Below are 26,898 nucleotides of genomic sequence, written 5' to 3'. Positions count from 1 at the left end.
GGCGACGCTCCGGACCCGCACGCCCGCGCCGGGCGTGCGGGCGGAGTGGCGTACAGGGGATCATGATCTCGATCGGTCCCCGCAAGATTCCTACGCTGCGTACGTGTCTCCGCACGCCTTCTGCGGCTAATGTTTCGCTATGGAACGGCGAATTTTCGGTCTGGAGACCGAGTACGGCGTCACATGCACCTACCGGGGTCAGCGGCGGCTCTCCCCGGACGAGGTCGCCCGCTACCTGTTCCGCCGTGTGGTGTCCTGGGGACGCAGCAGCAACGTGTTCCTCCGCAACGGAGCCCGCCTCTACCTGGACGTCGGTTCGCACCCTGAGTACGCGACCCCCGAATGCGACTCCGTCACCGACCTCGTCGCCCACGACCGGGCGGGGGAGCGGATCCTCGAAGGCCTGCTCGTCGACGCCGAGAAGCGGCTGCACGACGAGGGCATCGCCGGGGAGATCTATCTTTTCAAGAACAACACCGACTCGGCCGGCAACTCCTACGGCTGCCACGAGAACTATCTCGTCTCGCGGCACGGCGAGTTCGGCCGGCTCGCCGACGTCCTCATCCCGTTCCTGGTCACGCGGCAGCTGATCGCCGGCGCCGGCAAGGTGCTGCAGACGCCGCGCGGGGCCGTCTTCTGCCTCTCGCAGCGGGCCGAGCACATCTGGGAGGGCGTGTCGAGCGCCACGACCAGGAGCAGGCCCATCATCAACACGCGGGACGAGCCGCACGCGGACGCCGAGCGCTACCGGCGGCTGCACGTCATCGTCGGCGACTCCAACATGAACGAGGTCACGACGCTGCTCAAGGTCGGCAGCGCGGACATCGTGCTGCGGATGATCGAGGCGGGCGTCGTCATGCGCGACCTCACCCTGGAGAACCCGATCCGGGCGATCCGGGAGGTCAGCCACGACACCACCGGCCGCCGCAAGATCCGGCTGGCCAACAACAAGGAGATCAGCGCCCTCGAGATCCAGCAGGAATATCTGGCGAAGGCGACCGAGTTCGTCGAGCGGCGCGGCGGCGACCAGACCGCCAAGCGGGTCGTCGAGCTGTGGGGCCGGGTGCTCAACGCGATCGAGAGCCAGGACCTCGACCCGGTCGCGCAGGAGATCGACTGGGTGTCGAAGCTCAAGCTGATCGAGCGCTACCAGACCAAGCACGAGATCCCGATGTCGCACCCGCGCATCGCCCAGCTCGACCTGGCCTATCACGACGTGCGCCGGGGCCGCGGCCTCTACGCGCTGATGGAGAAGCGCAAGCAGGTCGACCGGGTCGCCAACGACCTGCAGATCTTCGAGGCCAAGGAGACCCCGCCGCAGACCACGCGGGCCCGGCTGCGGGGCGAGTTCATCCGGCACGCCCAGGAGAAGCGCCGCGACTTCACCGTCGACTGGGTGCACCTCAAGCTCAACGACCAGGCGCAGCGCACGGTGCTGTGCAAGGACCCCTTCCGGGCGTACGACGAACGGGTCGAGCGGCTGATCGCCAGCATGTGACGACCGGGTCGCCGGGGACCGGGCCACGCGGCCGGGTCCCCGGCGCCTTCGCCGCCGGGGTTTGTGCCGCCGGGGCCGGGTCCCGGGGCACGTGCCGTGCGTCCGGGGCGGGCGGCTAGGCTGAACAGGCCATGAGTTCAGCGCCGCACCAGCCCGACCCGCGGGACCAGCCGCCCGAGCGGTCATTCGAGGACGTCCTCTACGCCCGCGTCAACCGGCGCCGCGAGCGGGCCGTCAAGCAGATCCAGCGCAACCGTCAGGGCGGTCACCGGATCCCGACGTGGGTGCTCGCGACGATCCTGGGCCTGCTGCTGCTCGGCTGGCTCTATCTGATCTTCTTCGGCTAGGGGGCGGCAGCGGCCGACTCGATCCGCCGGACGGACCCTCGGGGGGCGGCATGCGGGATCCGGCGCTCGATGCCTATCTGCTGGCCCACTCCACGCCGGCCGACCCGATCCTGAGCCAGCTCGCCGCGGAGACCCGGACGGCCTTCGGCGACCGGGCCGGCATGCAGATCTCCGCCGACGAGGGCGCCCTGCTCACCATGCTGGTCCAGCTGATTGGGGCGGCGAACGCGGTCGAGGTCGGCACGTTCACCGGCTACTCGTCGATCTGCATCGCCCGGGGCCTCGCACCCGGCGGCCGGCTGCTGTGCTGCGACGTGTCGGCGACGTTCACCGGCCTGGCCCGGCAATATTGGCGCAAGGCCGGCGTCGAGGACCGCATCGAGCTCCGGCTCGCCCCCGCCCTCGAGACCTTGCAGGCCCTCCCGGACAATCCGATCATCGACTTCGCCTTCGTCGACGCGGACAAGACCGGCTACGCGGGCTACTACGCGGAGCTGGTCCCCCGGCTGCGCCCCGGCGGCCTGCTGGTCCTCGACAACGTCCTCCGCGGCGGCGAAGTGGTCGTCCCCCACCCGGTCAGCGCCTCGGTCGTCGCCATGCGCCACCTCAACGACCTGGTCGCCGCCGACGACCGCGTCGACACGGTGATGCTCCCCGTCCGCGACGGCGTGACCCTGGCCCGCAAACGCTGATCACGCGCCCGGTCGCCGAGCCCGCCCTCGGTGGTTTCTGGGGGTCGTTGCACCACCGTCCTGGTCGAGGAGTTCAGCGAGGCGGGGGTTTCCCGGCCGAGGGTCATCTGTGGCCGGCCTCGTTGAGTTCGGCGGCGAGGTGTTCAGGGCTGTGTCCGGCCGGCTGTCCGATCGCGTTCAACTATGTGCAGGCGGCCGCGCGCACCCGGGAGGCCGGGGGACTGGTCCGCTCGTGGCTCGGCCGCACCTGCCCGCCGTCCGCGAGCGCGTGGCGCGACCCCGGTCGCCGAACCCGCCCTCCCAGGGGGAGCCCCCGCTGGACATTGTCGCGGAAAGGCGGGAGGCGGTGCTGACGCCCTGTGGACAACGCGCGGATGTGGACAACCCGCGGCCATGGATGCCCGTGGCGCACGCGACAGGGTCCAGCCGTCATCCGCGGACCGCGGCTAGGCGTCGAGGAGGGCGACCGCGTGGCGGCCGGCGACGGCGGCGGACATGAAGTAGGCGTGGTCCTCGGTCAGGCCCCGGCCCATGGTTGACAGCTTGGCCGGGCTGGAGAGCAGCGCCGCGTCGAGGCCGTGGGTCGGGACCTCGACGATTCTGTGCTGCGGGGCGAGCGGGGCCAGGGCCTCCGTGACCTCCTTGGCCAGGTCGGCGGGGAGGTCGGCGGGGACGGGGAGGTCGGCGGGGACCAGGGCGACCTTGCCGTACGCGGTGAGGCTGTGGTGGGACACGCCGCGGTGGCGGGGGCGGGCGTCGCCGTCGGAGATGCGGAGGGAGCCGACGGGGCGGCCGCCGAGGGTGACGGTGGCGTTGACTGCTTCGCCGAGGGCGACGCCGGAGAAGCCCCATGGGGTGCCTGTGCCCAGGTTGCCGGGGCCCTGGGCGACGACGGTGATGTCGGCCCGGAGGACGTGGCGGGCGGCGAGGAGGGCGGTGTGGACCGTGGAGGCCTCGAGGTCGCCGCCGAAGGACTGGCCCGCGGTGATCGTGCCGGCCAAGTGCTCGTGCAGGGCCGAGAGTGTCATCGAGAACCAGGCGGGGAGGGCGCCGCCGTCGGTCATGACGTAGGCGACGCGGGCGCCGGGGCGGTCGGCGCGGATGCCGGCGAGGACGGCGGGGAGGGCCGAGTGCAGGTCGGCCAGCACGACCGGCATGCCGTCGACGGAGGCGGCGTCCTTCAGGACCTCGAAGAAGGGAGAGGCCTCCTCGTCGACCCCGAGCATGATCGGCTGCAGCGGGGTGTAGCGCGCCTTGACCAGGTGCCCGGCGTCACGATCGAGCCCGGAGGAGGGAGGATCCGCGGGCAGGCGGTCGGGCAGGGCGACCACCAGGGCGTAGCCGCCGGTGCCCAGACCCATGACCAGGGCGCCGACGTTGAGCAGGACCCGGTCGCCGACGACGGGGGCGCCGGTCAGGGCCGGGTAGGCGAGCGCCTTGAGCGGGCCGCCGGCCGTGGTGACCTCCAGCTCGACGGCGCCCCGCCACTCGCGTCGTACCTGGGAAACCGTTCCTGACCGCCAGCGCACCATGGCGGCGACCCTATATGTCGAGGCCGCCGTTCTCGTGGTTGCGTCCGGCCCGTCCGCGCGTCGGGTCGAGGAAGACGTAGCGGATCTGCGGGTAGCGGGTGCGCAGGCGGCGCTCGGCCTCGTCGGAGGCCTCCTCGATCTGGCCGCCGCTGACGTCGTCGTCGAAGTCGACCTTGGCGGCGACCAGGATGTCGCCCGGGCCGAGCTGCATGGTGAGCAGCGTGGGCACGGCCGTGACGACCGGGATCGACTGCAGGTCCTGGGCGATGTTGTTGTGCATGGCGCGGGGGACCGCCCGGCCGACCAGCAGGGAGACGTTGCTGCGGGCCAGGATGAACGCGACGACCAGCAGGAGCAGGCCGATCAGCACCGAGGCGACGCCGTCCCAGACCTCGTCGCCGGTCAGCTGGACGCCGAGGATGCCCAGGGCGGCCAGGATCAGGCCGATCAGCGCGGCGGAGTCCTCGAAGTAGACGGCCTTGACCGTGGTGTCGGGGGTCAGCCGCAGGAACCGGGAGGGTGTGATGCCCCAGCGCCGCGACTCGCCCGCGACCTGCCGCTTGGCCCGCAGGAACGAGGTGCCCTCGGCGACGAACGAGATCGCCAGGACGAGGTACGACCAGAGGAAGTCACCGCTGTGGTCACCGGCGAGGATCGTCGTGACGCCGTGGTAGATCGAGAAGCCCGCACCGCCGATGAACGTGAACAGCGCGGCGATGAAGGCCCAGACGAAGCTCTCCTTGCCGTACCCGAACGGGTGACGTTCGTCGGCCGGCTTCTGCCCGCGGCGCAGCGCCACGAAGAGGAACACCTCGGTGACCGTGTCGGCCAGGGAGTGCGCCGCCTCGGAGAGCATCGACGCCGAGCCGGAGAAGAGACCGGCGACGAGCTTCGCCACGGCGATGGCCAGGTTGGCCAAGCCGGCCACGACGACGGTGCCGACACTCTCGTTCTCCCCGCCGGACGAGCCGCCGGACGAGCCGGCGGAGGAGGGCTCGGCGGGCGCGGGCAGGGGCTCGGCGGCGGCCAAGCCTACGGGGGAATCGTCTTCTACGGGCACAAGACCTGACTGCCCGCTGGTGGTTACAGATAACCGCAACAGGCAGTGCGCGTCACGCCACATCTCCGGGCGGCCTGCTAGCGTTGCACCTCGTGTCGCGCACCCGTACCGAGCGGCTGGTCAACCTGGTCATCTGCCTTCTTTCCACGCGACGGTTCCTGACCGCCGCGCAGATCGCCGCGACCGTGCCCGGTTACGAGCACGATCCGGAGGACCCCAAGGACCACGACGCGTTCCAGCGCAAGTTCGAGCGGGACAAGGCGGAGCTGCGCGAGCTGGGTGTCCCGCTCGAGACCGGTCTGGCCAGCGCCTTCGACACCGAGCACGGCTACCGCATCGCCCACCGCGAGTACGCGCTGCCCGACATCCCGCTCGAGCCGGACGAGGCCGCCGCCGTGGGCATCGCCGCCCGGCTCTGGCAGCACGCGGGCCTGGCCGCCGCCGCGTCCAGCGGGCTGGCCAAGCTGCGGGCCGCCGGCATCGAGGTGGATCCGCAGGCCACGCTGGGTGTCGAGCCGGTGGTGACGGTCGACCCCGCGTTCGGGCCGCTGACCGCCGCCGCGCGCGCCCGGCGCAACGTCACGTTCTCCTACCGGGTGCCGGAGCGCGACGAGCCGGCCGTACGCAAATTGCAGCCCTGGGGTGTCGTCTGCTGGCAGGGCCGCTGGTACGTGGTCGGGCACGACCGGGACCGCGACGCCACCCGGTGCTTCCGGCTGTCGCGGATCGTCGGCGGCGTGAAGGCCACGGGTCCGGAGGGGGCGTTCACCCCGCCCGAGAGCCCCGATCTGATCAGTCACGTGGCGCGTTACAGCGGCCCGATCGAGCGCAACCGGCGGGCCACGGTCACCGTCGCGCCGGGGCGGGCGGCGGGGCTGCGGCGGATGGCCTCGGAGTGCGTGGCCGGGCCGGACGGCGACCGGCTGACCATCGCGTACTCGGACGTGGACTGGCTGGCCGGGCGGCTGGTCGGCTATGGCGCCGACGTGCGCGCCGACGGCCCCCCGGAGCTTCGCGAGGCCGTCATCCAGCAGCTCAAAGAGGTCGTCACGCGCTACGAGGAGCCGGCGGGGGTGTCGCCGTGACCGCGCCCCAGCAGCGCCAGCGCGGCGGCGGGACGTCGGCGGACCGGCTCGGGCGCCTGCTCAACCTGGTGCCCTATCTGCTCGCCCGCCCGGGCATCGAGGTGGCCGAGGCGGCGGCGGACTTCCACATCACCGAGCGGCAGCTGCGCGAGGACCTGGAGCTGCTCTGGGTCTGCGGCCTGCCCGGCTACGGGCCCGGCGACCTGATCGACATGGCGCTCGACGGCGACCGGGTGACCATCACGTACGACGCCGGCATCGATCGCCCGTTGCGGCTGAATCCGGACGAGGCGCTCGCCCTGGTCGTGGCGCTGCGGATGCTCGCCGAGACGCCGGGCATCGGCTCGCGCGACGCCATCGAGCGGGCCCTCGCCAAGATCGAGACGGCGGCCGGGGACCTCGCCGACGCGCCCGTGGCGGTGCGGCTGCCGGCGGGCACCGAGCGGCTCGACGCGATCCGGGGCATCGTCGAGCGGCGGCACGCGCTGCGGATGACCTATTACACGGCGGCGCGGGACGAGACCGCCGACCGGGTGGTCGACCCGATGCGGGTGCTCATGGTCGGCAACCGGGCCTATCTGGAGGCGTGGTGCCGGCGGGCCGAGGCCGTACGCCTGTTCCGCCTCGACCGCATCGACGCCTGGACCGAGCTCGACGAGCCGGCCGCGCCGCCCGCCCGGGCCGTGCCGCACGACGTGACCGCCGGCGTGTTCCACCCGGACGCCAAGCTGCCGCTGGTCACCGCGCGGGTGGGCCGGGGCAGCCGGTGGATCACCGAGTACTACCCGTGCGAGGAGGTCCGCCGCGACGGCGACCGATGGCTGGTCTCCATGCGCGTGACCGATCTCGGCTGGGCGCAGCGGCTGCTGCTCGGGCTCGGTCCCGATGTCACCGTGCTCGGGCCGCCCGAGCTGATCGAACGGATCCGTGACCAGGCCGCCGCCGCGCTGGACCGCTACGCGGCTCCGTAGAGTGTCGGACATGGTCAAGTGGATCGTGATTGCCGTGGTGGTGCTGGGGCTGGTGCTCCTCGGCATCGCCGGGATGTCCGTCGTGCGGCGGCTGCCGGAGCTCGACCGGGCGATGCGCAAGCTGATGCGCAGGCAGGAGGAGGCGCTGAAGCTGCAGGCCGACGCCGAGCAGTTGCAGCAGACGATCCTGGCGGTGCAACACAAGGCGGAGATCGCCCAGGAGCAGGTAGCCGTGATCAAAGCGGGACGGGGCGAGAACGGAAAGCACTCTTTACAGAGCGCTCCTTCCCCGTGGTAGCGTGCGGCCTTCCGCGACGGTTGTCCGGAAATCCGTTCGTACTATCGCCAAACAAACGGGTGCGGGAGGGGTCACTCCCAGGAACCACACGTACGATGGACCCCGCATCGTCCCGCCCCTGATCCAATCGAGTGGAGTCACCCCATGGGCGCTCTCAAGCCATGGCACATCGCCATCTTCGTCGTCGTGCTCGTGCTGCTGTTCGGCGCGAAGCGGCTGCCCGACGCGGCCCGTTCCCTCGGCCGCTCGCTGCGGATCATCAAGGCCGAGACCAAGGGCCTGGTCGACGACAACAACGACGCGGAGAAGGCCGAGGCCCAGCGCGGCTACCAGCCGCTGCAGGGCGAGGTCCAGCAGGGTTACGCGCCCCCGCCGCCCGGCTACCAGCAGCCTCCCGCGGGCTACCAGCAGCCGCCCACCGGCTACCAGCCGCCGCAGGGGCAGCCGCAGGGCCAGCCCTACCAGCCGCCGCAGCCCCCGGCTCCGGACTACGTGAACCCGGTCCAGCAGACCAAGGACCGCTGATCCTCCGTGAACCTCTCCCTGCGCCGTCAGGGGCCGAGCAAGTTCGAGCAGGCCGCCGACGGCTCGATGACGCTGCTGGACCACGTCCGGGAGCTGCGTAACCGGCTGTTCGTCGCCGCCCTCGGCATCGTCGGCGGCCTGATCGTCGGCTTCATCGTCTCCAACTGGGTCTTCAACCTGTTGAAGGCGCCCTACTGCTCGCTGGACAGCTCGTGGATCATCAACTCGAGCGGTGAGCGGGTCTGCAACTTCGTCGTCCTCGGCGTGGTCGACCCGCTGATCGTCAAGCTGAAGATCGCGCTGTGGATCGGCCTGATCCTCGGCGCGCCCGTCTGGCTCTACCAGCTGTGGGCGTTCATCGCGCCCGGCCTGCACCGGCACGAGCGCAAGTGGGCCTACGTCTTCGTCAGCATCGCCGCCCCGCTGTTCGCCGGCGGCACGATTCTGGCCTACTTCGTCATCAAGCACAGCCTGGCCTTCATCCAGGAGGCCGGCATCCTGGGCGTGACGACCCAGCTCGAGGTCCAGTCCTACGTCGCCTTCGTCACGAACATGATGCTGATCTTCGGCGTCGCGTTCGAGTTCCCGCTGGTCCTGCTCATGCTCAACTTCACCGGCGTGGTCAGCGGCAAGAAGCTGCTCGGCTGGTGGCGGATCATGGTCTTCGTGTCGTTCGCGTTCGCCGCGATCGCCACGCCCGACCCGGGCCCGTTCGGCATGACGCTGCTTGCCGCCTGCATGATCGTGCTCTACCTGATCGCGGTCGGCGTCGCGCTGATCTACGACAAGCGCAAGGGCCGCGGCAAGGAGATCTACGAGGGCATCGACGACGACGCGATCTCGCCCCTCGAGGAGGAGCGCGTGCCCGTCGGCGTCTCCGACCGCATCGACGGGCCGGCCCCGGTCGATGCGCCCACCCCGGTCGAGAAGCCGATGCCGATCGAGCGCCGCTTCGACGACATGACGTAAGAAGACCGATGGACACGATCGCGGTGCTGGCCAACCCCGAGGCGGGGCGGGGCCGGCACCGCGGTCTGCTTCCGGCCGTCGTGGACCGGCTGGGCCGGACCGCCACGGTACGCATCCTGACCGCGACCAGCGGCGCGCAGGCCGAGCAGGCGTGCCGTCAAGCGGTGCGCGAGGGCGTGACAGCGCTCGTGGCGGTCGGCGGGGACGGGACCGTGCACCGGGCCCTGCAAGCCGTCGCCGGCACGAAGACGCTGTTCGGGGTGGTGCCCGCGGGGACAGGCAACGACTTCGCCGCCGCGGCGGGCGCCGGGAGCCTGGACCAGCTGGCCGCCGCCTGGGCGGAGAGGCGCCATGCCGCGCTCGACGTCGGGCACATCACGGACAGCCACGGCAACGAGCGCTGGTTCGCCGCGGTCCTGGCCACCGGGTTCGACGCGATCGTCAACGAGTTCGCCAACCGGATGCGCTTCCCGCGCGGGCCCCGCCGCTACGACGTCGCCGTGGTGCTGGAGCTGGCCCGGCTGCGCCCCCGCCCCTACACGCTCGTGCTCGACGGCGTCGACCACAGCTGCCGGGCCGTGCTCGTGGCGATCGGCAACGGGCCGCGCTACGGTGGCGGGCTGCGGATCTGCCCCGGCGCCGACCTGACCGACGGGCTGCTCGACGTGGTGGTCGCGGCGCCGCTGGGGCGGGTCGCGCTGATGCGCATCAAGCCGCGGCTGCGCCACGGCACCCACCTGACGGATCCCCGGGTCCGTGCGCACCGCGCCCGCGAGGTGCGGATCCAGGCGCCGGACATCGTCGCGTACGCCGACGGCGAGCGGATCGGGCCCCTTGAGCTGACCGTCCGCTGCGAGCCGGGTGCGGTTCGGTTGCTCCGCTGAGCCGGGTGTCAGCCCGCGCCGGGCACGCTCGTGGACACGTACCTCTGAAGGAAGCGCGACCGGCGCGGTGAGATCAGCCGGCGCACCCGGCGAGGGCGAGCGAGGCACCCAGGCCGTTGGGGCGGCCGGGCTCGGCCGCCGGGAGGACGAGCGCCGCGCAGCCGGCCTGGACCGCTCCCGCGTCGGCCGGGGAGTCGCCGACCATGAGCGTGCGCTCGGGGTCGGCGCCGAGCATGCCGCACGCGCGCAGGAAGATCGCCGGGTCGGGCTTGGTCCGCCCGACCTCGTAGGAGAGCGCCCACGCGTCGATCAGGCCGTCGAAACCCCACGCGGCGAACAGTGGCCGGATGTCGAAGCCCACGTTGCTGACCACCCCGACCTTGATGCCCGCGTCGTGCAGGGTGCGCAGGGTCGGCTCGGTGTCGGGGTAGGGCAGCCAGCCGTCCGGCGCGAGCAGCCGCTCGTAGAGCGCGTCGGCCAGCCCCTCCACGTCCGTGCTCACGGTGGCGGCGAGGCCCGTGTAGGCCGCGCGGTGACTGTGCTCGTAGAGATCGCGGTCGGCCCAGTGCTCGGCGAGATGGATGGGGACCCGGCGCGGCAGCGGGCCGCCCGCGCGCCCGGCCGTGACCAGCCGGTCGGCCAGAATGGTCGCTTTGCCCCGGTCGATGGTGCTGCCGCAGGCCGCCGCGGCGGCGATCACCCAGGCCACGGCGTCCTCGACCTGCGCGAGCGTGCCGTGGAAGTCGAAGAGCACGGCGTCGACCTGGCGACGCGGGGCGGCTGAGGTCGATTCGGCGGCATCCGGCACGCCGTGCACCATACCGACCGTCCGCGACCGCGCTGTCGGCAACCGCCCGGCCAGCCATGATCGTCGCTGTGATGCGAGGATCTTCGTTCTGTCACACCCACGCATTAGCCTTGGGTTCATGACATCCCCCGCCGAACGCTACGCGGAGTCCCGACGGCGGGCGGCCCGCGTGGCCGAGTTCCCGGCGCTCGACGACTTCATGCTCGACGTCGGCTTCGACCTCGACGATTTCCAGCGGCAGTCCTGCGAGGCCCTCGAGAAGGGCAGCGGCGTGCTCGTCTGCGCCCCCACCGGGGCCGGCAAGACGGTGGTCGGCGAGTTCGCCGTGCACCTGGCGCTGCGCGCGGACGGCTCGGGCACCCGCCGCAAGTGTTTCTACACGACCCCGATCAAGGCCCTGTCCAACCAGAAATACCACGACCTCGTCGAGCGCTACGGCGCCGAGAAGGTCGGCCTGCTCACCGGCGACAACGCGATCAACGGCGACGCCCCCGTGGTGGTCATGACCACCGAGGTGCTGCGCAACATGCTCTACTCGGGCTCGGCGAGCCTGCAGGGCCTGGCGTTCGTGGTCATGGACGAGGTGCACTATCTCGCCGACCGGTTCCGCGGCGCGGTCTGGGAAGAGGTGATCATCCACCTCCCCGCCTCGGTGACGCTCGTCTCCCTGTCGGCGACGGTCAGCAACTACGAGGAGTTCGCCGACTGGCTCGTCACCGTGCGCGGCGAGACCGAGGTGGTCGTCTCCGAGCACCGGCCGGTCCCGCTGTGGCAGCACATGCTGGTCGGCAAGCGGATGTTCGACCTGTTCCACGACGCCGACGCCGCCCGCAAGCACGACGTGCACCCCGAGCTGCTGCGCTACACCCGCGAGATGCTGCGCCGGCTCGAGATGACCGACCGCACGGCCGGCCCGGGGTGGAATTCCCGCGGCGGCCGGTCCCGCCGCTGGCAGCCGCCGCCGCGCCCCGAGGTGGTCGACCGGCTCGACCGGATGAACCTGCTGCCCGCGATCTTCTTCGTCTTCAGCCGGGCCGGGTGCGACGCCGCCGTGCAGCAGTGCCTGTCCGGCGGGCTGCGCCTCACCGACCACGAGGAGCGCGCCCAGATCCGCGACATCGCCCAGGCCAAGGTGGCGAGCATCCCGCCGGAGGACCTCTCCGTGCTGGGCTACTGGGAGTGGCTCGACGGGCTCGAGCGCGGCGTCGCCGCCCACCACGCCGGCATGCTGCCCGCCTTCAAGGAGGCGGTCGAGGAGTGCTTCGTGCGCGGGCTGGTCAAGGCGGTCTTCGCCACCGAGACCCTCGCGCTGGGCATCAACATGCCGGCCCGCTGTGTGGTGCTCGAGCGCCTGGTGAAATTCAACGGCGAGGCCCACGTCGACCTGACCCCGGGGGAGTACACCCAGCTCACCGGGCGCGCGGGCCGCCGGGGCATCGACGTCGAGGGGCACGCCGTCGTCCTGTGGAGCCCCGAGGTCGACCCGCGCCACGTCGCCGGGCTGGCCTCCACGCGCACCTATCCGCTGCGGTCCAGCTTCCGGCCGTCGTACAACATGGCGGTCAATCTCGTCGGCACGGTCGGCGCCGAGAAGTCGCGCGACCTGCTGGAGTCGTCCTTCGCGCAGTTTCAGGCCGATCGCTCGGTGGTGGGCCTGGCCCGCCAGGTGCAGCGCAACGTCGAGACCATGGAGACCTATGCGAAGGACGCCGCCTGCCACCACGGCGACTTCGACGAGTACTTCGGGCTGCGCATCGCCATCGCCGACCGCGAGCGGGCCATCGCGCGGCAGGGCTCCCAGCAGCGCCGGGCCGCCGCGGTGTCCTCCCTCGAACGGCTGCGCGTCGGCGACGTGATCCGGGTCCAGCAGGGCCGGCGCGCCGGGCTGGCCGTGGTGCTCGAGCCGCCGGGCGGCGGCTTCGGCGAGCCGCGGCCGCTGGTGCTGACCCAGGACCGATGGGCCGGTCGCGTCGGGCCCGGCGACTTCCCGGCCGGGGCCGAGGTGCTCGACCGCATCCGCGTGCCCAAGCACTTCAACCCGCGCTCGCCCGCCGCCCGCCGCGACCTGGCCGCCGCGGTCAGCGCCACGGGCTATGACCGGCACGAGCGGCAGAGCGGCGGCCGCCGCCGGGGCAAGGGCGTGGCGCCGGGCGAGGACCCGGAGATCAGTCTGCTCAAGATCCAGCTGCGGCAGCACCCGTGCCACCAGTGCCCCGACCGCGAGGAGCACGCCCGCTACGCCGAGCGCCGGCACCGGCTCGAGCGTGACACCCAGGCGCTGCGGGACAAGGTCGCCGGGCGTACGGGCTCGCTGGCCCGCACGTTCGACCAGGTCGTCGCGGTGCTGACGCAGCGGGGCTATCTGTCGGAAGACGGCGAGGTCACCGACGCGGGGCGGATGCTGGGCCGGATCTGGACCGAGGCCGACCTGCTCGTCGCCGAGTGCCTGCGCCAGGGCGTCTGGGAGGGGCTCGAGCCCGAGGAGCTGGCCGCCGCGGTGTCGATGGTGCTCTACGAGTCGCGCCGCGAGGGCGACGAGCGGGCGTCGGTGCCCAAGGGGGCCACCACGACCGCCGTCGAGGCGACCCAGCGGCTGTGGGCCGAGATCGAGGCGCAGGAGGCCGACCACCAGCTGTCGCTGACCCGCGAGCCGGACGCCGGATTCGTCTGGCCGATGTACCGGTGGGCCCGGGGCGAGCCGCTGGCCAAGGTGCTGGCCAGCGGGCACAACTACGACGCGGACATGCCGGCGGGCGACTTCGTGCGCTGGGCGCGCCAGGTGCTCGACCTGCTCGCCCAGCTCAAGGACGCCTCGGCGGCCACCCCGGGGGTGCGGGCGGCGGCGCGCAAGGCGATCACCGCGGTGAACCGCGGCGTGCTGGCATACCAGACGGCGCTCTGACCGGGCATTCTGTGAGGGGAACGGCGGCGGCGGGGAGGTGAGCTTGAGCGGGGGCGGTCAGGTGTGGGCAACGGCCCTGCACCGGTTGTGGCGTGCGGTCGCGACGATCGGCGCGCGCGAGGACCTCGCCGCGCTGGTCCTCCCGCCGCTGCAGGCGCTGCCGGGCGTGATCGCCGTGTGGGGTGTGCGGCACGCGGCTGACGGCGCCGGGATCGCCGCGCTGCGCTGGCGGGGCCTGCCCGTCGACGAGGCGCAGGCGGCGCGGCTGCTCGCGACCGGGGGCGCCGAGATCCCGCCGGAGCTGCGGGAGCAGGGCGTGCACCGGGTGGTGGCGGCCGGGTTCGAGGTGCCGGGTGAGTTGTCCGGCTCGATACTCCTGCTGGCCTCGGCCGACGCCGACGCGCCGTCCCTGACGGAGTGCCTGGGCCAGGTCGTCGACGTGACCCGCGAGGCGGTGCGCCGGCTCGGGGCGCGCCGGGCGGCCGAGGAGGAGCAGGTGCGCGACGCCCTGCTGGCCGAGGCGTCGCTGCAGATGGACGCCGTGCTCGACACCGGGCAGACCCTGCAGCGGGTCGCCCGGATGGCGGTGCCCGCGATCGCCGAGGGCTGCCTGGTCTACGTGTGCTCCGACGACGAGCTCGGGCTGCGCAGCGCCGTGCACGTGGACATGCGCAAGCTCGACGCGATGCTCGCCGACGCGGCGGCCGCCGGGGCGCTGGCGGAGCTCGCCGGCCGGGCGGTGGCGGGCCGGCCCGAGCGGCTCCGGGCGGTGACGGGCTGGACCCGTACGGTGGACGCGCAGGTCCTCCGCGCCCGCGGGCGGGTCGTCGGGGTGCTGCTCTTCCTCTTCGACCGCGGCGACGAGCTCATCCCGTCGCCGGCTTTCCTGCGCGACCTGACCCATCGGGCCGCGCTCGCGATCGACAACGGCGAGCTCTACGAGCAGCGCCGCCGCGAGATGATCGCCCTCCAGCAGCACCTCCTGCCCCGCCGCCTGCCCGCCCCGGCCGGGGTGGCGCTCGCCGCGTCGTACACGGTGGGGGATCAGGTCCTGGAGGTCGGCGGCGACTTCTACGACGTGGTCGTGCGGGCCGACGGCGTCCTGGCCGCGCTCATCGGCGACGTCTGCGGGCGTGGCGTCGAGGCCGCCGCCCTCACCGGCATGTCCCGGCACACGCTGGGGACGCTGCTGCAGGAGGGCGTGTCCCCGGCCCGGGCGCTCGGCCGGCTCAACGCGGGCCTGCTGCGCGACGGCTCGTGGCGTTTCGTCACCGCCGGCGTCGGCCTGATCCGGCCGGCCGGCGGCGGCCTCAGCGTCCAGTGGACCTCGGCCGGCCACCCGCCGCCCGTGGTGCTGCGCCGGGGCGGGCCCGCCGAGCCGGGACGCGGCGGCGGGGTGCCGCTCGGCGTCGTCAGGAAGCCGTCCGTCGGGCGCTCGCGGCTGCTCCTCGGCCCGGGCGACACGCTGCTCATGTTCACCGACGGGCTGACCGAGAGCCGGGACGCGTGCGGGCGGCTCTTCGAGGACGCCGGGCTCGAGGCGGCCCTCGACAAGCTGAACGGGGCGCCGCTCGACGAGCTGGTGCACGAGCTGAGCCGGGCCGCCGCCGAGTTCGGCACGACCGGCGCCGACGACATCGCCGTGCTGGCCCTGCGAGCCTCCGGTGAGTGACTATCTCGTGCTCGTCGTCGAGGACTCCGACGAGGACGTCGAGGCCATCGCGCGGGCGATCGGCCGGTCCCACCCGCAGGTGCGGGTCGAGTTCCTGCGGGCGGGCACCGAGGTGCTGCCCCGGCTGACCGCCCCGGGCGCCGAGCTGCCCCGCCTCGTGCTGCTCGACCTCAACATGCCGGGGGAGGGCGGCCTCGAGGTGATCCGCCGGGTCCGCGCCGAGCCCGCCCTGGCCGGCCTCACGCTCGTGGTGTTCACCTCGTCGGAGGACCAGGCCGAGGCGGACGCCTGCTTCGCCGCCGGCGCGGACAGCTACATCTACAAGCCGATCAATTTCGCGCTGTTCCGCACGGTGCTGCGCCAGACCCTGGACTACTGGGGGAAGGTCGCCCCGACCGTCGTGCCGCCGCCGGGGGACTCCGCCACCCGCACCTGACCGCCGTGCCGCTCGACGATGCGGCGCACGATCGCCAGCCCCGCCCCGGAGCCCTCGCCACCCGAGTGCAGCCGCCGGAAGAGCGTGAACGCCTGCTCGCGCAGGTGCGGCGGGATCCCGATGCCGTTGTCACGGACGATCATCTCGCTGCCCTCCAGCGCCACGGCGACCCGGCGCGGCCCCTCCGCCCGGACGTACTTCGCCGCGTTGACCAGCAGGTTCACCAGCACCTCGTCGAGCAGGACGGGGTCGGCGTGGACCCGGTCGCCCGGCGCCGGCAGCGCCACCTCGACGCCGGCCTCCTCCAGCCGCGGCCCGGCCACGTCGAGGGCGCGCACCACCGCCGCCCGCAGCTCGATCGGCTCCCGCCGCAGATCCGCCCGCCCCAGCCGCGAATAGTGCAGCAAGGCGTTGAGCAGCTCGTCCATCCGGGTCGCCAGCCGCTGGACGGTCGCCAGCCGCCGCGCCGTGTCGGCATCCATCGTGGCGCCCGCGTCCTCGACGATGAAGGCCGCCTGGTTCGCGATGCCCCGCAACGGCTCCTTGAGATCGTGCGCGGCGGCGTGCGCGAACGAGTCCAGGTCCACGTTGCTGCGGTTCAGCTCGGTGTTGAGGGCGGTGAGGTCGTTGGCATGGGTCACGGCGATCTCCACGATCGAGCGCCCCAGCTCGACGGCCATGGCCAGGTCGGCCGCGGACCACGGGCGGCTGCGGCCGCGGACCGAGGCCCGGAAGACCGCGGTCGAGCCGCGCGGGGTGAGGCGCTCGCCGTGCGTACCCAGGAGGACGGGGTTGTCGGGGTCTGCCGCCCAGCGGCGCTCGACCGCGCGCTCGCCCCGCAGCCAGACGATGCAGTCACCGGAGGCGCTCAGCGGCAACACGAGCGCCCCGGCGGCGTCCGGGATCGTCAGACCCAGTTCCTCACCGAGGCGGTCGCTGTGCCAGACCTGGCCGGCCTCCAGCGGGGGCAGGGCCGCGAGGAGGCCGGTCACGCTCTCCGGCCCCACCAGCTTGCCCTGCATCCGTACGCCCACAGCGTCGCAGTCCACGACCCGCTCGAGCCCCTCGGGCACCCGCGCGAGCCACCCGGACATGTCCGCCGACAGCCGCCCCAGCAGCCGGGCTATCTCCGTCCGCGCCACCTCCCGGGCGGCCGTCTCGTCGCGGTCCCGCAACGCCGCCAGCTGCAGCGACAGCGCGACGCCGAAGAACTCGCACGCCGACCGCACCTGCGGCCCGAGGATCTGGGGCGCCTTTCCGTGACACGCGATGAGCCCCCACAGCCGGCCGCCCGACAACAGCGACACCGACATGGACGACACGACGCCGATGTTGCGCAGATACTCGAGGTGGAACGGCGACACCGTCCGCAGCACCGACAACGACAGGTCCAGCTGCTCCGTGCCGGTCAGCCGAGCCGTCTCGTCGTCGACATCCGTGATGACCCGGATCCAGTTGCGCTCGTAGAGGCGGCGCGCCTGCGGCGGAATGTCCGTCGCCGGGAACCACAGCCCCAGCCACGGCTCCCACCCCTCGGCGACCTCCTCGGCGATGACCTCGCCGGGCCCGTCGGCCGACTCGAACCGGTACGCGACGACGCGCTCGTAGCCGGTGATGGCGCGCACCTCGCGTACGGCCGCCTGGCAGGCCTCCACGACGGTGCCCGCCCGCTGCAGCCGGACGAGCGCCTGCTGCACCGCGCGAAACTCCGCCGGCTGCGCGGACACCGGCTCGAACTCCAGCACCCGCAGCTCACCGGACATGTGCACGGTGACATCGAACGCGTCGAGCGCGAGCGTCTCGGCCCCGCCGTCCAGCGCCTTCCGCTGCTCCGCGCTCAGCAGCCGCCCGACGGACGCCCCGAGCAGGTCATCCTGCCCGAGCACGCGCCCGGCATTGTCACTGACGACGGCGATCCGATCGTCACGCAGGGCGACCAGCGCGCCGTACGACTGGACGCCGCCGAGCAGGTGGATCGGCTCCCGCACGCACTCCGCCAGGTCGAAGGTCGTCCCGGTCTCCCGCTCGGCGGCCGCGGCCCGCCCGGTCAGCCACTCGTCACTCACCCGGTGACCCTAACGGTCCGTCCCGCTCGGCCCCCGTCATCTCCCGGAAGCGGCTACGGCCAGGTGCGGGCCTCGGCGTCGAAGAGGGTGCGGTCGCTGTGGACGGGGATGACGCAGAGGAGGTGGCCGCCCGGGGCTCGGAGGGTGTGGCAGTCGAGCCAGCGGTTGATCTCGACGGCGCCGAGGGTGGTGAGGCGGGCGGTTTCGGCGTCGACGTCGTCGGTTTCGATGTCGATGTGGTAGCGGGGGGCGTCGGACGGGCCGATGGACTGGACGCCGAGGGCGAGGCCGGGGACGGCGCCGGCGAGCATGCGGAACTCGGGCTCGTGGGGCTCGGGGACGGCCGGGGGGCCGAAGACGCCGGACCAGAAGGCGCCGGCGGCGTCCGCGTCGGGGGCCGGCGTGTCGATGAAGAGACCGTACAGGCGGCTGCGATGCATGGGTCGACGATAGGCCCGGACCGCCGGCCGCGGTCAGGACCTAGTCTGGGAGCGTGCTGACGGATCTTGAGGTGGCCAGGCAGGCGGCGGAGGCGGGGGCGGCGGTCGCGTTGCGGCACTACGCGGCGCTGGCCGAGCTGCCGCGGGAGGTCAAGGCGGACGGCAGTGTCGTCACGGTGGCCGACCGTGAGACCGAGGAGGCCGTCCGCGCGGTGCTGCGTGCGGCCCGCCCGGACGACGCGATCCTCGGCGAGGAGGGCGGCGCGACCGGGGACGGGGCGCGGCGGTGGATCGTCGATCCGATCGACGGGACGGCGAGCTTCGTGTCCGGCGACGATCGGTGGCTGATTCTGATCGCGCTGGAGGAGGCGGGCGAGATCACCGTCGGTGTCGCCGCGATCCCGGCGATGGGCCAGGTGTGGTGGGCGACGCGCGGGGGCGGCGCCTTCACTTCCGACGGTACGGGTGACCGCCCGGTCCACGTGCCGGCCGGCCGCCCGGACACCCTGAAAGGCAGCACGGTGGGCGTGATCCCGGCGCCGCCCAACTATCTGGAGTCCGACCGGCTGATCGCGGCGCCGCTGGTCGCCCGGGCGCTCGAGACGCAGTGGGAGTTGCACGCGGCGCTGCTGGTCGCGGACGGCAAGATGGATCTGGCGTTGCAGACCCGCGGGCAGCTCTGGGACTTCGCCCCGACGTCGCTGATCGTCACCGAGGCGGGCGGCGTGCACGGGGGCAGCGACGGCATCCGCGGGCCGCGCGCCGGGGCGACACTGTTCGCCCGGAACGCCGAGCTCTGGAAGGCCGCCGCCGCCGAGCTGTGGGGCGCCTGAACAGCTTTCTCAAGGGGACGTCGGCCGGTGGAGGGCGACGACCAGGGCGACGGCGGCGGCGATGGCGAGGGCGGTGCCGATGATGCCCAGGGCGCGGCCGATCAGCGCCGGGCCGACCCCGTGGGCGCCCCGGCCGCGGAAGCTCAGCACGACGGCCACCACGCCGAGCACGCCGCCGACCAGGCACACCGACGACGGCACCGACAGGATGCCCAGCACGAGGGCGGCGCGGCCGGCGTTGCGGCTCGGAGGCGTGGGCGGCGCGGCGTTGCGCGGGTCCCACTGCAGGCGCGGCGGGAGATCCTGGACCTGTTCGAGCAGGTCCGACGCGTACGTGGCCGTGCTCACCGCCACGATCCGGGTGTCGTAGTCCGGCTCGTGCAGCTGCCCCTCGGCGAGCGCCTGGTTCAGCAGGTCGATCACCTGGGTGCGGTGCACCGTCCCGATCCGCTCGTCCTTCATCGCGCGCAACCTAACCCGCCGCCCCCGCGCCGCGCAGCCGAACGACAAGATCGCGGCGAGCGCGGGGCGCGTAGGCTGGGCCGGTACCGTACCGGCGCGCGTTCCAGGAGGTGGTCCCGGCGACAGGGCTCCTCCGGACGCAGGTGACCACGGTGGCGACCCGCCTGGCCGGGCGGCTGGCCCGCCTGGCCGGCCGGGACGAGCGGCCCCGGGCGGTCGTGCTCGTCGGCCTCGACATCACCGGCTTCGGCCGCCGCGCCTTCGAGGACCAGCGGCGCCTCCGCCGGCGGCTCTATGCCGCGGTCGGCGTGCTGCGGGCAGGCTTGGGGCGACCCGTCCCGCACGACGTGCTCGACCGGGGCGACGGTGTCCTGCTCCTGCTGCCGGGCGGCACCGATCCACTGCGGGTGATCCGCACGGCGCTGCCCGCCCTGGCCCGGTCCGTGGACGACGGCAACCGCGGCGCCGGCGAGGCCACGATGCTGCTGCGGTGCGTGGTGCACGTCGGCCACGCGCAGCGTGATCGCTGGGGGTGGGTGGGCGACGACGTCAACCTGGTGTTCCGGCTGCTCGACTCGCGCACCCTCAAGCTCCGCCGCCGCGAGCACCCCGCGGCGCTGACGGTCGCCCTCTCCGAGCCCTTCCACCGCCTGGCCGCCGAGCGCCTCACCGGGGGCGCACCCGCCGACGACGATCAGGACCTGCGGAACCTCGTCAAAGAGGTGTGGCAGGACCGGCTGACCCGCGACACGTTCCGGGTGAAGGAGTTCGAGGAGACCGCGTGGACGGCCTCCGTCGCGGGCATCCCGGCCCGGCCCCCAGCGATCGGCGGGCCGGGGAACGAGAAGAACGGGACTTAAGGGTCTGTTTCGGACGGGATCGCCGGGCTGCGGCCGGCCCAGCTTCCGCCTGGCCGCACGCCGCGAACACCCCCATCCAACACCGGGATGAGGGCGCCCGCGGCGCACACCCAGACGAAACCTGGACTCGGCCTCGCTCCGACGCCCCGTCCGAAACAGACCCTAGGCCGGAGCGTGCAGGGTGATCGTCGTCCAGGCGCCGACGTGGACGCGGTCGCCGTCGGCGAGGGGGCGGCTGTGACCCTCGGCGAGCGGGGTCTGCTCGTCGTTCAGGTACGTGCCGTTCGTCGAGCCCAGGTCGGCGACCAGCCACACCCCGCTCACGCTCTGGGTGAGCAGCGCCTGGTTGTGGGAGACGCCGGGGTCGTCCTCGCTGAGGTCGATGTCGGGCGTGGTGCCCTTGGCGACGCTGCGGCGGCCGATGCGCAGCTGGGGCGGGGTGAGGGTCACCTCGCGCGTCGATGTCTTCTCCGGGAAGTCGACGCCCTCGATGCCGTTCGCCTCGAAGTAGTCGCGGTCCGCCGCCACCGTGGCTGTCCACTCAGCGTCCGGGACGGGAGCCGAAGGGGCGGAGGCCGAGGGGGCGGAGGCCGAGGGGACGGAGGCCGAGGGGGCGGGGGCCGGGGGAGCAAAGACCGGGGGCGCCGCGCTCAGGACGGGCACCTTGCCGGTCTGGTAGTCGTACCCGCAGTCCTCGCAGAAGCGGCCCGCGCTGAGCCGGGGCATCCCGCAGTGCGGGCAGGGGTCAGCGCCGGCGGCGGGTGCGGCCGAGGTGGCGGCGGGCACGGGCGCCGGGGCGGGCGCACCGATCTTCGCACCGCACACGTCGCAGAAGTCGTCCGTCTCCGACTCGTGGCCCTTGGGGCAGGTCGCGGTCACTGCTGCCGTCCCACCCGGACGGTCTTGGTGGACCGGGTGTCGAGGGCCATCTCGTCGGCCGCGTCGATCTTGCGGCGGAGCCGGACCGTCCCGGTGGCGGCGTCCTCGATGTCGACCACCGTCGACAGCAGGTCCTCGGTGGCCTTGTTGCCGCTCTGATGGGCCAGCTGGGCCGCCCGGCCGAATTTGATCGTCGCGGTGTGGTCGTCGCCGTGCTTGCGGGCCTCGATGCCGGCCTGGATGGCCTCGGCCAGCTCGGCCTGCCCGGTGTAGTGGGCCACCTGCCGGTTGATGCGCGTGGACAGCGCCGCGTCGCCGGTCCACACCGCGCGGACCAGGGCTTGGGTGAGGACCGTGTCGCCCTCCATCACGGACAGCCGGGCGGCGAGCATCTCGTCACCGGACATGCCCGCCGGGACCTGCACGCAGATGTGGTAGTCGCGGCTCTCCGCGCCCCACGCGCCGAGCGGGTAGAGACCCGTACGCGGGCCCTCCTCGACCCGCTTGCCGGTGAGATCCACGACCTGCGGCTCGACCTGCTTGACGAAGCGGATCACCGCCTTGATCGGGGTCCACACCTTGAGCTGGACGTCGCCGCTGGTCTTGCTCATGGCGGCGGTCATCATCTGCTCGAAGGCGGTGGCGAGGTCCTCCGGCCGGGCCACGATGTCCACCGTGCCGAGCAGCGCGTTGGCGATCTTGCGCAGCTCGGAGACCTGCCAGTTGGTGCCGACGCCCCGGCAGTCGCACGTGAACGAGCCGCCGATCTCGGTCAGCACGCTCTCCAGGTAACCGCCGTACTCGCCGTTCTCCCCGTCGGTCAGCAGGATCGCGTGGGCGATGTCGCCCGGGCGCAGCCCGAAGAGCCGGTGCGCCAGCTTGAGCCAGGCGCCCATGGCCGTACCCCCGTTGGCCTGCAGCCGGTCGATCGCCCGGACGGCCTCCGCGCGGGTCTGCGGCGAGGCGACGGCCAGCTCGCCGGGGTCGGGGAAGAGCTGCTGGGCGGTGCTGACGCCGGCGATGATCGCGAAGTGGACGCCGTCGTCGATGCACCCGACCGCGGCCTTGGCGGCGTGCCGGGCGGCGGCCATCCGGCCCTCGGCCTGCATCGAGCCCGAGCAGTCCACGATGATGATCTCGGTCGCGCCGCTGGTCCGCCGCCCGCCCTCCGCCCCGGTCGACGTGACGGTGACGATGGCGTCGACCTCGGTGGCGCCCAGGGCGAGGTACTCGTTCTGGAACGCTTCGGCGGTGTAGGCCATGCACATCCTCCCTAGACGGCAAGCAGAGCGACGGTGATGTTGTCGGCGCCGCCCGCGTCGACGGCGAGCGTCACGAGCGCCCGCGCGGCCTCGAGCGGCGCGGGGTGGTCGCGGACGGCCGTCCGGACGGCGGCGGCGAAGTCGTCGAGCGGGACGAGGTAGTTCCACAGGCCGTCCGAGCACAGGACCAGCGTGCCGGGCCCGTCCGGGCGCAGGGTGCCGGTCCGGGGGCGCACGGTGCCCGCGTCGGCGCCGAGCCAGGCGGTGATGGCGTGGGCGTTGGGGGCGTTCATCGCGGCCGCCGGGTCGATGCCGAGGGCGATGGCGTGCGCGGCCCACGAGTCGTCCTCGGTGAGTCGGCTCGCCGCTCCGGACGCGGGCACCCAGTACGCCCGGCTGTCGCCCACCCACCCGTACCCGATGGTGTCCCCGCGCCGGCAGGCCGCGACGATCGTGCAGGCGGGGTTGGACGCGGCCCGGCGCGGGTCGCCGGAGCCGGCCAGGGCGGCCACCGCGTCGGCCGCGGCACTGATCGCCGCGCCCACGTGTGCCGCCACGTCGTCGGCGGGACCGGCGAGCACCTTGCCCGCGGTCTCGGCGGCCGTCTCGGAGGCGACGTCGGGGTCGAAGGACGCGGACACCCCGTCGCAGACCACGATGTCGGCGTCGCTCCCGCGCACGGCCAGCCACATGGCGTCCTCGTTGCGGTGGTGCCGGAGCCCGCGGTCGCTCACCGCGGCGGCCACCTCGTGGGCGTCCGCCTCGACGTGGTCCCGGGGCCGGCCGGCGAGCATGCCGCAATTCTCGCAGTACCCGTCGGCGCCGACCGTGCCCGTGGCTCCGCAGGCCGCACAGTCGGTGCCCGGCTCCCGCTCCGCGCCCGTGGCGAGGGCCTGCCCGCAGCTCTCGCAGAAGGCCGCGCCCGCCGCGCGTTCGTCGGCGCAGGCCGCGCAGTCGGCCGGGGCGCTCACGTGCGGGTCCTCGGCCGGGCCGCGTTGGCCAGGTCGACCAGGCGGATCTTCTCGAACCCCGCGGCCGCGCGCGCCATTTCCCGGTACGCGGCCTCGAGCGCGAACCGCACGTCCCGCTCGGCCGCGGGCCCGCGTGCGGCGGTGTCCCCGAGCACAGTCCCGGGGAGCTTCGCCCCGTTGGTCAAAGCCGTCAACGCCCGCTCCAGCAACTCCGCCCGCAACGCCGCCAGCTGCGCGGTCTCCATCTCGAGACGCTCGATCATGCCGGCCGCCGTGGCCAGCGCCGTCACGTCGGCCAGGCTGCCCTGCCGCGCCCGGACCAGCGCCCGCACCGCGCCGACCTGCGAGCTCCGGTACGCCGCGGACGTGCCGGGCACCCGGTTGTACGCCTCGACCGCCCCGTCGCGGTCGCCCGCCTCCAGCCGGCATCGGGCCAGCCCGCCCGCCGCCGTGGTGTACGCGGGATCGGTGCGGCTCACCACGTCGTAGTACTCCGCCGCCTCGGCGTGCCGCCCGGCCGCCTCCAGGCTCAGCCCCAGCGCCAGCTTGGGGGCCGGCTCGCCCGGCAGCGCGGAGTAGACGGCGTCGAAGCGGTCCCGGGCCCGGCCGGTGTCGCCGCCGGCCAGCGCGAGCAGCCCCTCGTACCAGGCGACCCGCCAGTCGTGGCCGAACTCGGTGACGATCGCGTTGAGCAGCCGCGCGGCCTCCGCGTGGGCGTCGCGGCCCAGATCGATGTACGCCCGGAGCGCCCGCAACTGCACCTCGGCGGTGTGCTCCGGCGCCCGCCCCAGCAGCGCCAGCACCGCCCGCGGATCGGTGACCGTGACCGAGGCGAGGAACGCGGCGGCCGGGTCGGCGAGGTCCACGAGCGGCACGGGCAGCCAGCGCCAGTCCGGCCCGTCGTCGTGCTCGTGCCCGGCCTGGGGGCGTACGTCGGTGCGCAGCTCGCCCGTGAACAAGCGCGAGGGAGCCGGCCGGGGTGTGCCGTCGGTCGCCAGGACCTCGCGCAGCACGCCGAGCATCTGCTCGGTCATCTCGGCGGTGTCGACGAACCGCTCGGCCGGGTCGGGGCGGGTCGCGCGCTGCAGCAGCCGATAGAACGACTCGTGCCGCTGGTAGACGTCGACCTCGTCGCGCGCGGGCAGGCTGTCGCGGTGGACGGTCTGCACGGTGCGGAAGTCGGTGGCGAGTACCGCCAGCGTCCGGCCGATCGTGTAGATGTCGCTCTGCGGCGACGGCCCGGCCTGCGCGATCTCCGGTGCCTGGTAACCCAGGGTGCCGTACAGGGCGGCATCTTGGTCGTCGATGTGCACCACGCCGCCGAGGTCGATCATCTTGACCTGGTCGCCGGTCTGGATGACGTTGTCGGGCTTGAAGTCGCAGTAGATCAGCCCGCGGTCGTGCAGGTAGCCGAAGGCGGGCATGATCTCCAGGACGTAGGCCAGCGCCTGGTCGACCGGCATCGGGTCGGGATGCCCGGCGCGGGCCCAGCGCTGCTTGAGGATGTCCTTGAGCGAGGCGCCGCCGACGTACTCCATGACGATGTAGCCGGCGCCGTCGTGCTCGACGAAATTGTAGATCTTGACGATGCCCGGGTGCTCGACCTCGGCCAGGAACCGCCGCTCGGCCACCGCGGCGGCCAGGGCGTCGGCGCTGCCCGCGTTGAGCAGGCCCTTGAGCACCACCCAGCGGTCCGACACGTTGCGGTCGGTGGCCAGGTGGATCCACCCGAGCCCGCCGTGCGCGAGCGCGCCGACCACGACATACTGCCCGGCGACCAGGTCACCGGGCGACAGCTTGGGCGCGAAGTCGAAGGGCTCGCCGCAGGACGGGCAGAAGCCGGAGGTACGCCCGGGGCGGTCCCCCCGCGCGCGGCCGACCGGGTTGTTGCAGTTCGGGCAGTAGCGCTTGTCCTCGGGCACCTCGGCCACGGGCATGACGGCGCCGGCCGGGTCGCGCGGCGGCAGGGGCGCGACGTCCACCAGCCCGCCCCCGAAGCGCCGCCGCGATCCGGTGCGGCTGCTGCCGGTGCGGGCCGATCCGCCCGTACGGGTGCTGAGCGCTGTGCTCCGCCCCGCGCTCCGGGTCGCCGACGACCGGGGCCGGCGGGCCGTCGCCGTGCGCTCGGACCCGCCACCGGGCGCGGGGGCCGGGGCCGGAACCGGAGTGGCGGCCGGCGCCGGCGCGTTCTTCGACGGCGCCATGCCGCACGTGTTGCAGTAGCCGTCCTCGATGGTGCCCCGGCAGTTGCGCGCACACCTCATGGCCGGACCTCCGTCGGACGGGTCAGCGCCGTCACCGCCTCCTGATAGGCCGCCACCGCCGTCCGCGCCTCCTCCAGCGCGCACGGTGCCGTGGTCAGCACCTCCTGCACCCGCGCGGCCAGCGGCGCGAGCGTGGCGTCCTCGGCCAGACCGCGCCCGGCCGCCTTCGCCCGGTACGCCGAGAACCGCCCGCGCAGCTCGTTGCGCTGGGCCAGCAGCCCGGTGTTGTGCGCGGTGGCCGCTTCCAGCGCGGCGAGCCGTTCCCGGGCCGCGCGCGTCCATGCTGCCAGGCGGGGGCTCATCGCGTCCCACTGGCCCGCCGCGGCCAGGGCGTCCAGCGCGACCAGATCCGGGCGCAGGTCGGGGCCGCCCGGCACGACCAGGTCGTGCTCGCTGAAGCGGGTGCCCGCCGCGTGCTCGGCCGCCGCGGCGGTCCGCGCGGCCCCGGCCAGCCCGGCGGCGAGCTTGTGCGCGTCGGCCAGCCGTTGCACCAGCGACTCGCGCAGCTCCCCGGCGGAGGTCCGCTCGGCGTCGGCCTTCTCCAGCAGGAACAGCACCGCGTCGAGGGTCGTCTCGTCGCAACCCAGCGGGTCGGTGGCGAGCGCGGCGGTGAACCCGTCCAGCCGCCGGTCGGCCTCCTCCAGGGTCACCGAGCGGGTCAGCCCCTTGAGGTGCGCGACCCGGGCGGCGGCCGCGGCGGCGGCGGGCATCAGGCGGTGCCAGTGCTCGCCGGCCTCGGTGACCACGGCGACGGCGGTCGCGAAGGCGGCTTCCATCGCGGAGAGGAGCTCGCCGGGCGTACACGTGGTGCTCGAATGCCGGGCCCCCAGCAGGCCGCGGCGGGCCAGCGGCACGGTGGTCGTCGACAGCGTGATCGAGCTGCCGAGCACACGGTGGGCGTACTCGGCGCGCTCGCGGTCGGAGAAGCGGCGCTGCGAGCGGAGGGCGCGGGCTTCCTTGATCACGGCGGTCAGCATGGCGTACCCGTCCCACAGCTGCGTCAGCGCGGTGGTCGCGTCGGCCCACTCGCGGGCCGTCCGCCCGGTCAGCGGGCCGCGGTCGAGGTCCTTGCGGTCGCTGTTGTCGTCGAGGTCGACCAGGTTGGCGGCGATCGCGGTCACGGCCCGCTCGAGCCGGGCCAGCTCCGCGTCGGCCCGGTCGGTGGGGGAGGGTCGGGTCATC

General features: G+C 73.5%; 25 protein-coding genes. 14 read left to right on the top strand and 11 right to left on the bottom strand.

Features of this window, described 5'->3' with window-relative positions; genetic code table 11:
* Positions 1-139: 139 nt before the first annotated feature.
* The 3 genes from pafA (at position 140) to RAN62_RS34345 (ending at position 2,537) form a co-directional block, all read left to right on the top strand.
* Positions 140-1,498 (top strand): Pup--protein ligase, encoded by a 1,359-nt coding sequence (gene pafA, locus RAN62_RS34355; RefSeq protein ID WP_305789009.1) that lies wholly within the window; start codon positions 140-142, stop codon positions 1,496-1,498.
* A 131-nt stretch (positions 1,499-1,629) separates the two neighbouring features.
* Positions 1,630-1,845, top strand: a complete 216-nt coding sequence (locus RAN62_RS34350; protein ID WP_305789008.1) for a hypothetical protein — start codon at positions 1,630-1,632, stop codon at positions 1,843-1,845.
* A gap of 50 nt (positions 1,846-1,895) precedes the next feature.
* A complete protein-coding gene (locus RAN62_RS34345; protein ID WP_305789007.1) occupies positions 1,896-2,537 on the top strand; it encodes an O-methyltransferase in 642 nt (213 codons plus the stop codon).
* Positions 2,538-2,983: 446 nt separating this feature from the next.
* Here RAN62_RS34345 and RAN62_RS34340 read toward each other — a convergent pair whose 3' ends face one another.
* Entirely contained in the window at positions 2,984-4,069 is a 1,086-nt protein-coding gene (locus RAN62_RS34340) for a DUF3866 family protein (RefSeq protein WP_305789006.1), read from the bottom strand.
* 10 nt (positions 4,070-4,079) lie between these two features.
* Positions 4,080-5,081 (bottom strand): cation diffusion facilitator family transporter, encoded by a 1,002-nt coding sequence (locus RAN62_RS34335; protein ID WP_438874590.1) that lies wholly within the window; start codon positions 5,079-5,081, stop codon positions 4,080-4,082.
* A gap of 140 nt (positions 5,082-5,221) precedes the next feature.
* On the opposite strand from RAN62_RS34335, the gene RAN62_RS34330 reads away from it, so the two are divergent.
* The 6 genes from RAN62_RS34330 to RAN62_RS34305 all read left to right on the top strand — a co-directional run bounded on the left by RAN62_RS34330 (position 5,222) and on the right by RAN62_RS34305 (position 9,861).
* Positions 5,222-6,214: a helix-turn-helix transcriptional regulator gene (locus RAN62_RS34330; RefSeq protein WP_305789005.1), complete on the top strand. Its 993-nt coding sequence runs from the start codon at positions 5,222-5,224 to the stop codon at positions 6,212-6,214.
* On the top strand, positions 6,211-7,185 hold the full coding sequence (locus RAN62_RS34325; protein ID WP_305789004.1) for a helix-turn-helix transcriptional regulator: 975 nt from the start codon (positions 6,211-6,213) through the stop codon (positions 7,183-7,185). The genes RAN62_RS34330 and RAN62_RS34325 overlap by 4 nt, the downstream gene beginning before the upstream one ends.
* Positions 7,186-7,195: 10 nt before the next feature.
* Positions 7,196-7,483 (top strand): hypothetical protein, encoded by a 288-nt coding sequence (locus RAN62_RS34320; RefSeq protein ID WP_305789003.1) that lies wholly within the window; start codon positions 7,196-7,198, stop codon positions 7,481-7,483.
* A 144-nt stretch (positions 7,484-7,627) separates the two neighbouring features.
* Positions 7,628-8,008: a Sec-independent protein translocase subunit TatA gene (gene tatA, locus RAN62_RS34315; protein WP_305789002.1), complete on the top strand. Its 381-nt coding sequence runs from the start codon at positions 7,628-7,630 to the stop codon at positions 8,006-8,008.
* Between the two features lie 6 nt (positions 8,009-8,014).
* On the top strand, positions 8,015-8,977 hold the full coding sequence (gene tatC, locus RAN62_RS34310) for a twin-arginine translocase subunit TatC (RefSeq protein ID WP_305789001.1): 963 nt from the start codon (positions 8,015-8,017) through the stop codon (positions 8,975-8,977).
* A gap of 8 nt (positions 8,978-8,985) precedes the next feature.
* The gene (locus tag RAN62_RS34305; RefSeq protein ID WP_305789000.1) at positions 8,986-9,861 is read left to right on the top strand and encodes a diacylglycerol/lipid kinase family protein; all 876 of its coding nucleotides are present in this window, start codon (positions 8,986-8,988) and stop codon (positions 9,859-9,861) included.
* 73 nt (positions 9,862-9,934) lie between these two features.
* Here RAN62_RS34305 and RAN62_RS34300 read toward each other — a convergent pair whose 3' ends face one another.
* Positions 9,935-10,681, bottom strand: a complete 747-nt coding sequence (locus tag RAN62_RS34300) for an HAD family hydrolase (RefSeq protein ID WP_305788999.1) — start codon at positions 10,679-10,681, stop codon at positions 9,935-9,937.
* A 106-nt stretch (positions 10,682-10,787) separates the two neighbouring features.
* On the opposite strand from RAN62_RS34300, the gene RAN62_RS34295 reads away from it, so the two are divergent.
* Genes RAN62_RS34295 through RAN62_RS34285 form a run of 3 tightly spaced genes read left to right on the top strand, consistent with a single transcriptional unit; the run spans position 10,788 to position 15,679 of the window.
* Positions 10,788-13,571 carry a DEAD/DEAH box helicase gene (locus tag RAN62_RS34295; protein WP_305788998.1) on the top strand — a complete coding sequence of 928 codons (2,784 nt, stop codon included), beginning with the start codon at positions 10,788-10,790 and terminating at the stop codon, positions 13,569-13,571.
* Positions 13,572-13,614: 43 nt separating this feature from the next.
* Positions 13,615-15,243 carry a PP2C family protein-serine/threonine phosphatase gene (locus tag RAN62_RS34290; RefSeq protein ID WP_305788997.1) on the top strand — a complete coding sequence of 543 codons (1,629 nt, stop codon included), beginning with the start codon at positions 13,615-13,617 and terminating at the stop codon, positions 15,241-15,243.
* Positions 15,236-15,679, top strand: a complete 444-nt coding sequence (locus tag RAN62_RS34285) for a response regulator (protein WP_305788996.1) — start codon at positions 15,236-15,238, stop codon at positions 15,677-15,679. Before RAN62_RS34290 ends, RAN62_RS34285 begins: the two co-directional genes overlap by 8 nt.
* Here RAN62_RS34285 and RAN62_RS34280 read toward each other — a convergent pair.
* Together RAN62_RS34280 and RAN62_RS34275 are read right to left on the bottom strand one after the other, a co-directional pair.
* On the bottom strand, positions 15,616-17,745 hold the full coding sequence (locus RAN62_RS34280) for an ATP-binding protein (RefSeq protein WP_305788995.1): 2,130 nt from the start codon (positions 17,743-17,745) through the stop codon (positions 15,616-15,618). The two genes, RAN62_RS34285 and RAN62_RS34280, sit on opposite strands and share 64 nt — an antisense overlap.
* Positions 17,746-17,798: 53 nt before the next feature.
* On the bottom strand, positions 17,799-18,185 hold the full coding sequence (locus tag RAN62_RS34275) for a VOC family protein (protein ID WP_305788994.1): 387 nt from the start codon (positions 18,183-18,185) through the stop codon (positions 17,799-17,801).
* Between the two features lie 53 nt (positions 18,186-18,238).
* Between RAN62_RS34275 and RAN62_RS34270 the strand changes: the two genes are divergently transcribed.
* Positions 18,239-19,018: an inositol monophosphatase family protein gene (locus RAN62_RS34270; protein ID WP_305788993.1), complete on the top strand. Its 780-nt coding sequence runs from the start codon at positions 18,239-18,241 to the stop codon at positions 19,016-19,018.
* Between the two features lie 9 nt (positions 19,019-19,027).
* On the opposite strand, the gene RAN62_RS34265 is transcribed toward RAN62_RS34270, so the two are convergent.
* Complete coding sequence (locus RAN62_RS34265; protein ID WP_305788992.1) at positions 19,028-19,480, bottom strand: DUF1707 SHOCT-like domain-containing protein; 453 nt, start codon at positions 19,478-19,480, stop codon at positions 19,028-19,030.
* Positions 19,481-19,632: 152 nt separating this feature from the next.
* Between RAN62_RS34265 and RAN62_RS34260 the strand changes: the two genes are divergently transcribed.
* Positions 19,633-20,340: a hypothetical protein gene (locus RAN62_RS34260; RefSeq protein WP_305788991.1), complete on the top strand. Its 708-nt coding sequence runs from the start codon at positions 19,633-19,635 to the stop codon at positions 20,338-20,340.
* 162 nt (positions 20,341-20,502) lie between these two features.
* Here RAN62_RS34260 and RAN62_RS34255 read toward each other — a convergent pair whose 3' ends face one another.
* The 5 genes from RAN62_RS34255 to RAN62_RS34235 are packed head-to-tail and all read right to left on the bottom strand — an operon-like array spanning position 20,503 to position 26,897.
* On the bottom strand, positions 20,503-21,219 hold the full coding sequence (locus RAN62_RS34255; protein WP_305788990.1) for an FHA domain-containing protein: 717 nt from the start codon (positions 21,217-21,219) through the stop codon (positions 20,503-20,505).
* A complete protein-coding gene (locus tag RAN62_RS34250; protein WP_305788989.1) occupies positions 21,216-22,481 on the bottom strand; it encodes a vWA domain-containing protein in 1,266 nt (421 codons plus the stop codon). Before RAN62_RS34250 ends, RAN62_RS34255 begins: the two co-directional genes overlap by 4 nt.
* An 11-nt stretch (positions 22,482-22,492) precedes the next feature.
* Positions 22,493-23,452, bottom strand: coding sequence for a PP2C family protein-serine/threonine phosphatase (locus RAN62_RS34245; protein WP_305788988.1), 960 nt, complete (start codon positions 23,450-23,452; stop codon positions 22,493-22,495).
* Positions 23,449-25,716: a serine/threonine-protein kinase gene (locus RAN62_RS34240; RefSeq protein ID WP_305788987.1), complete on the bottom strand. Its 2,268-nt coding sequence runs from the start codon at positions 25,714-25,716 to the stop codon at positions 23,449-23,451. The genes RAN62_RS34245 and RAN62_RS34240 overlap by 4 nt, the downstream gene beginning before the upstream one ends.
* Positions 25,713-26,897 (bottom strand): hypothetical protein, encoded by a 1,185-nt coding sequence (locus RAN62_RS34235; RefSeq protein WP_305788986.1) that lies wholly within the window; start codon positions 26,895-26,897, stop codon positions 25,713-25,715. Before RAN62_RS34235 ends, RAN62_RS34240 begins: the two co-directional genes overlap by 4 nt.
* Position 26,898: the final 1 nt, after the last annotated feature.

The organism is Symbioplanes lichenis (assembly GCF_030709675.1).
Lineage (GTDB): Bacteria > Actinomycetota > Actinomycetes > Mycobacteriales > Micromonosporaceae > Actinoplanes > Actinoplanes lichenis.
The sequence above is the reverse complement of the archived record's forward strand: the minus strand, read 5'-3'. Positions and strand labels throughout refer to the sequence as shown.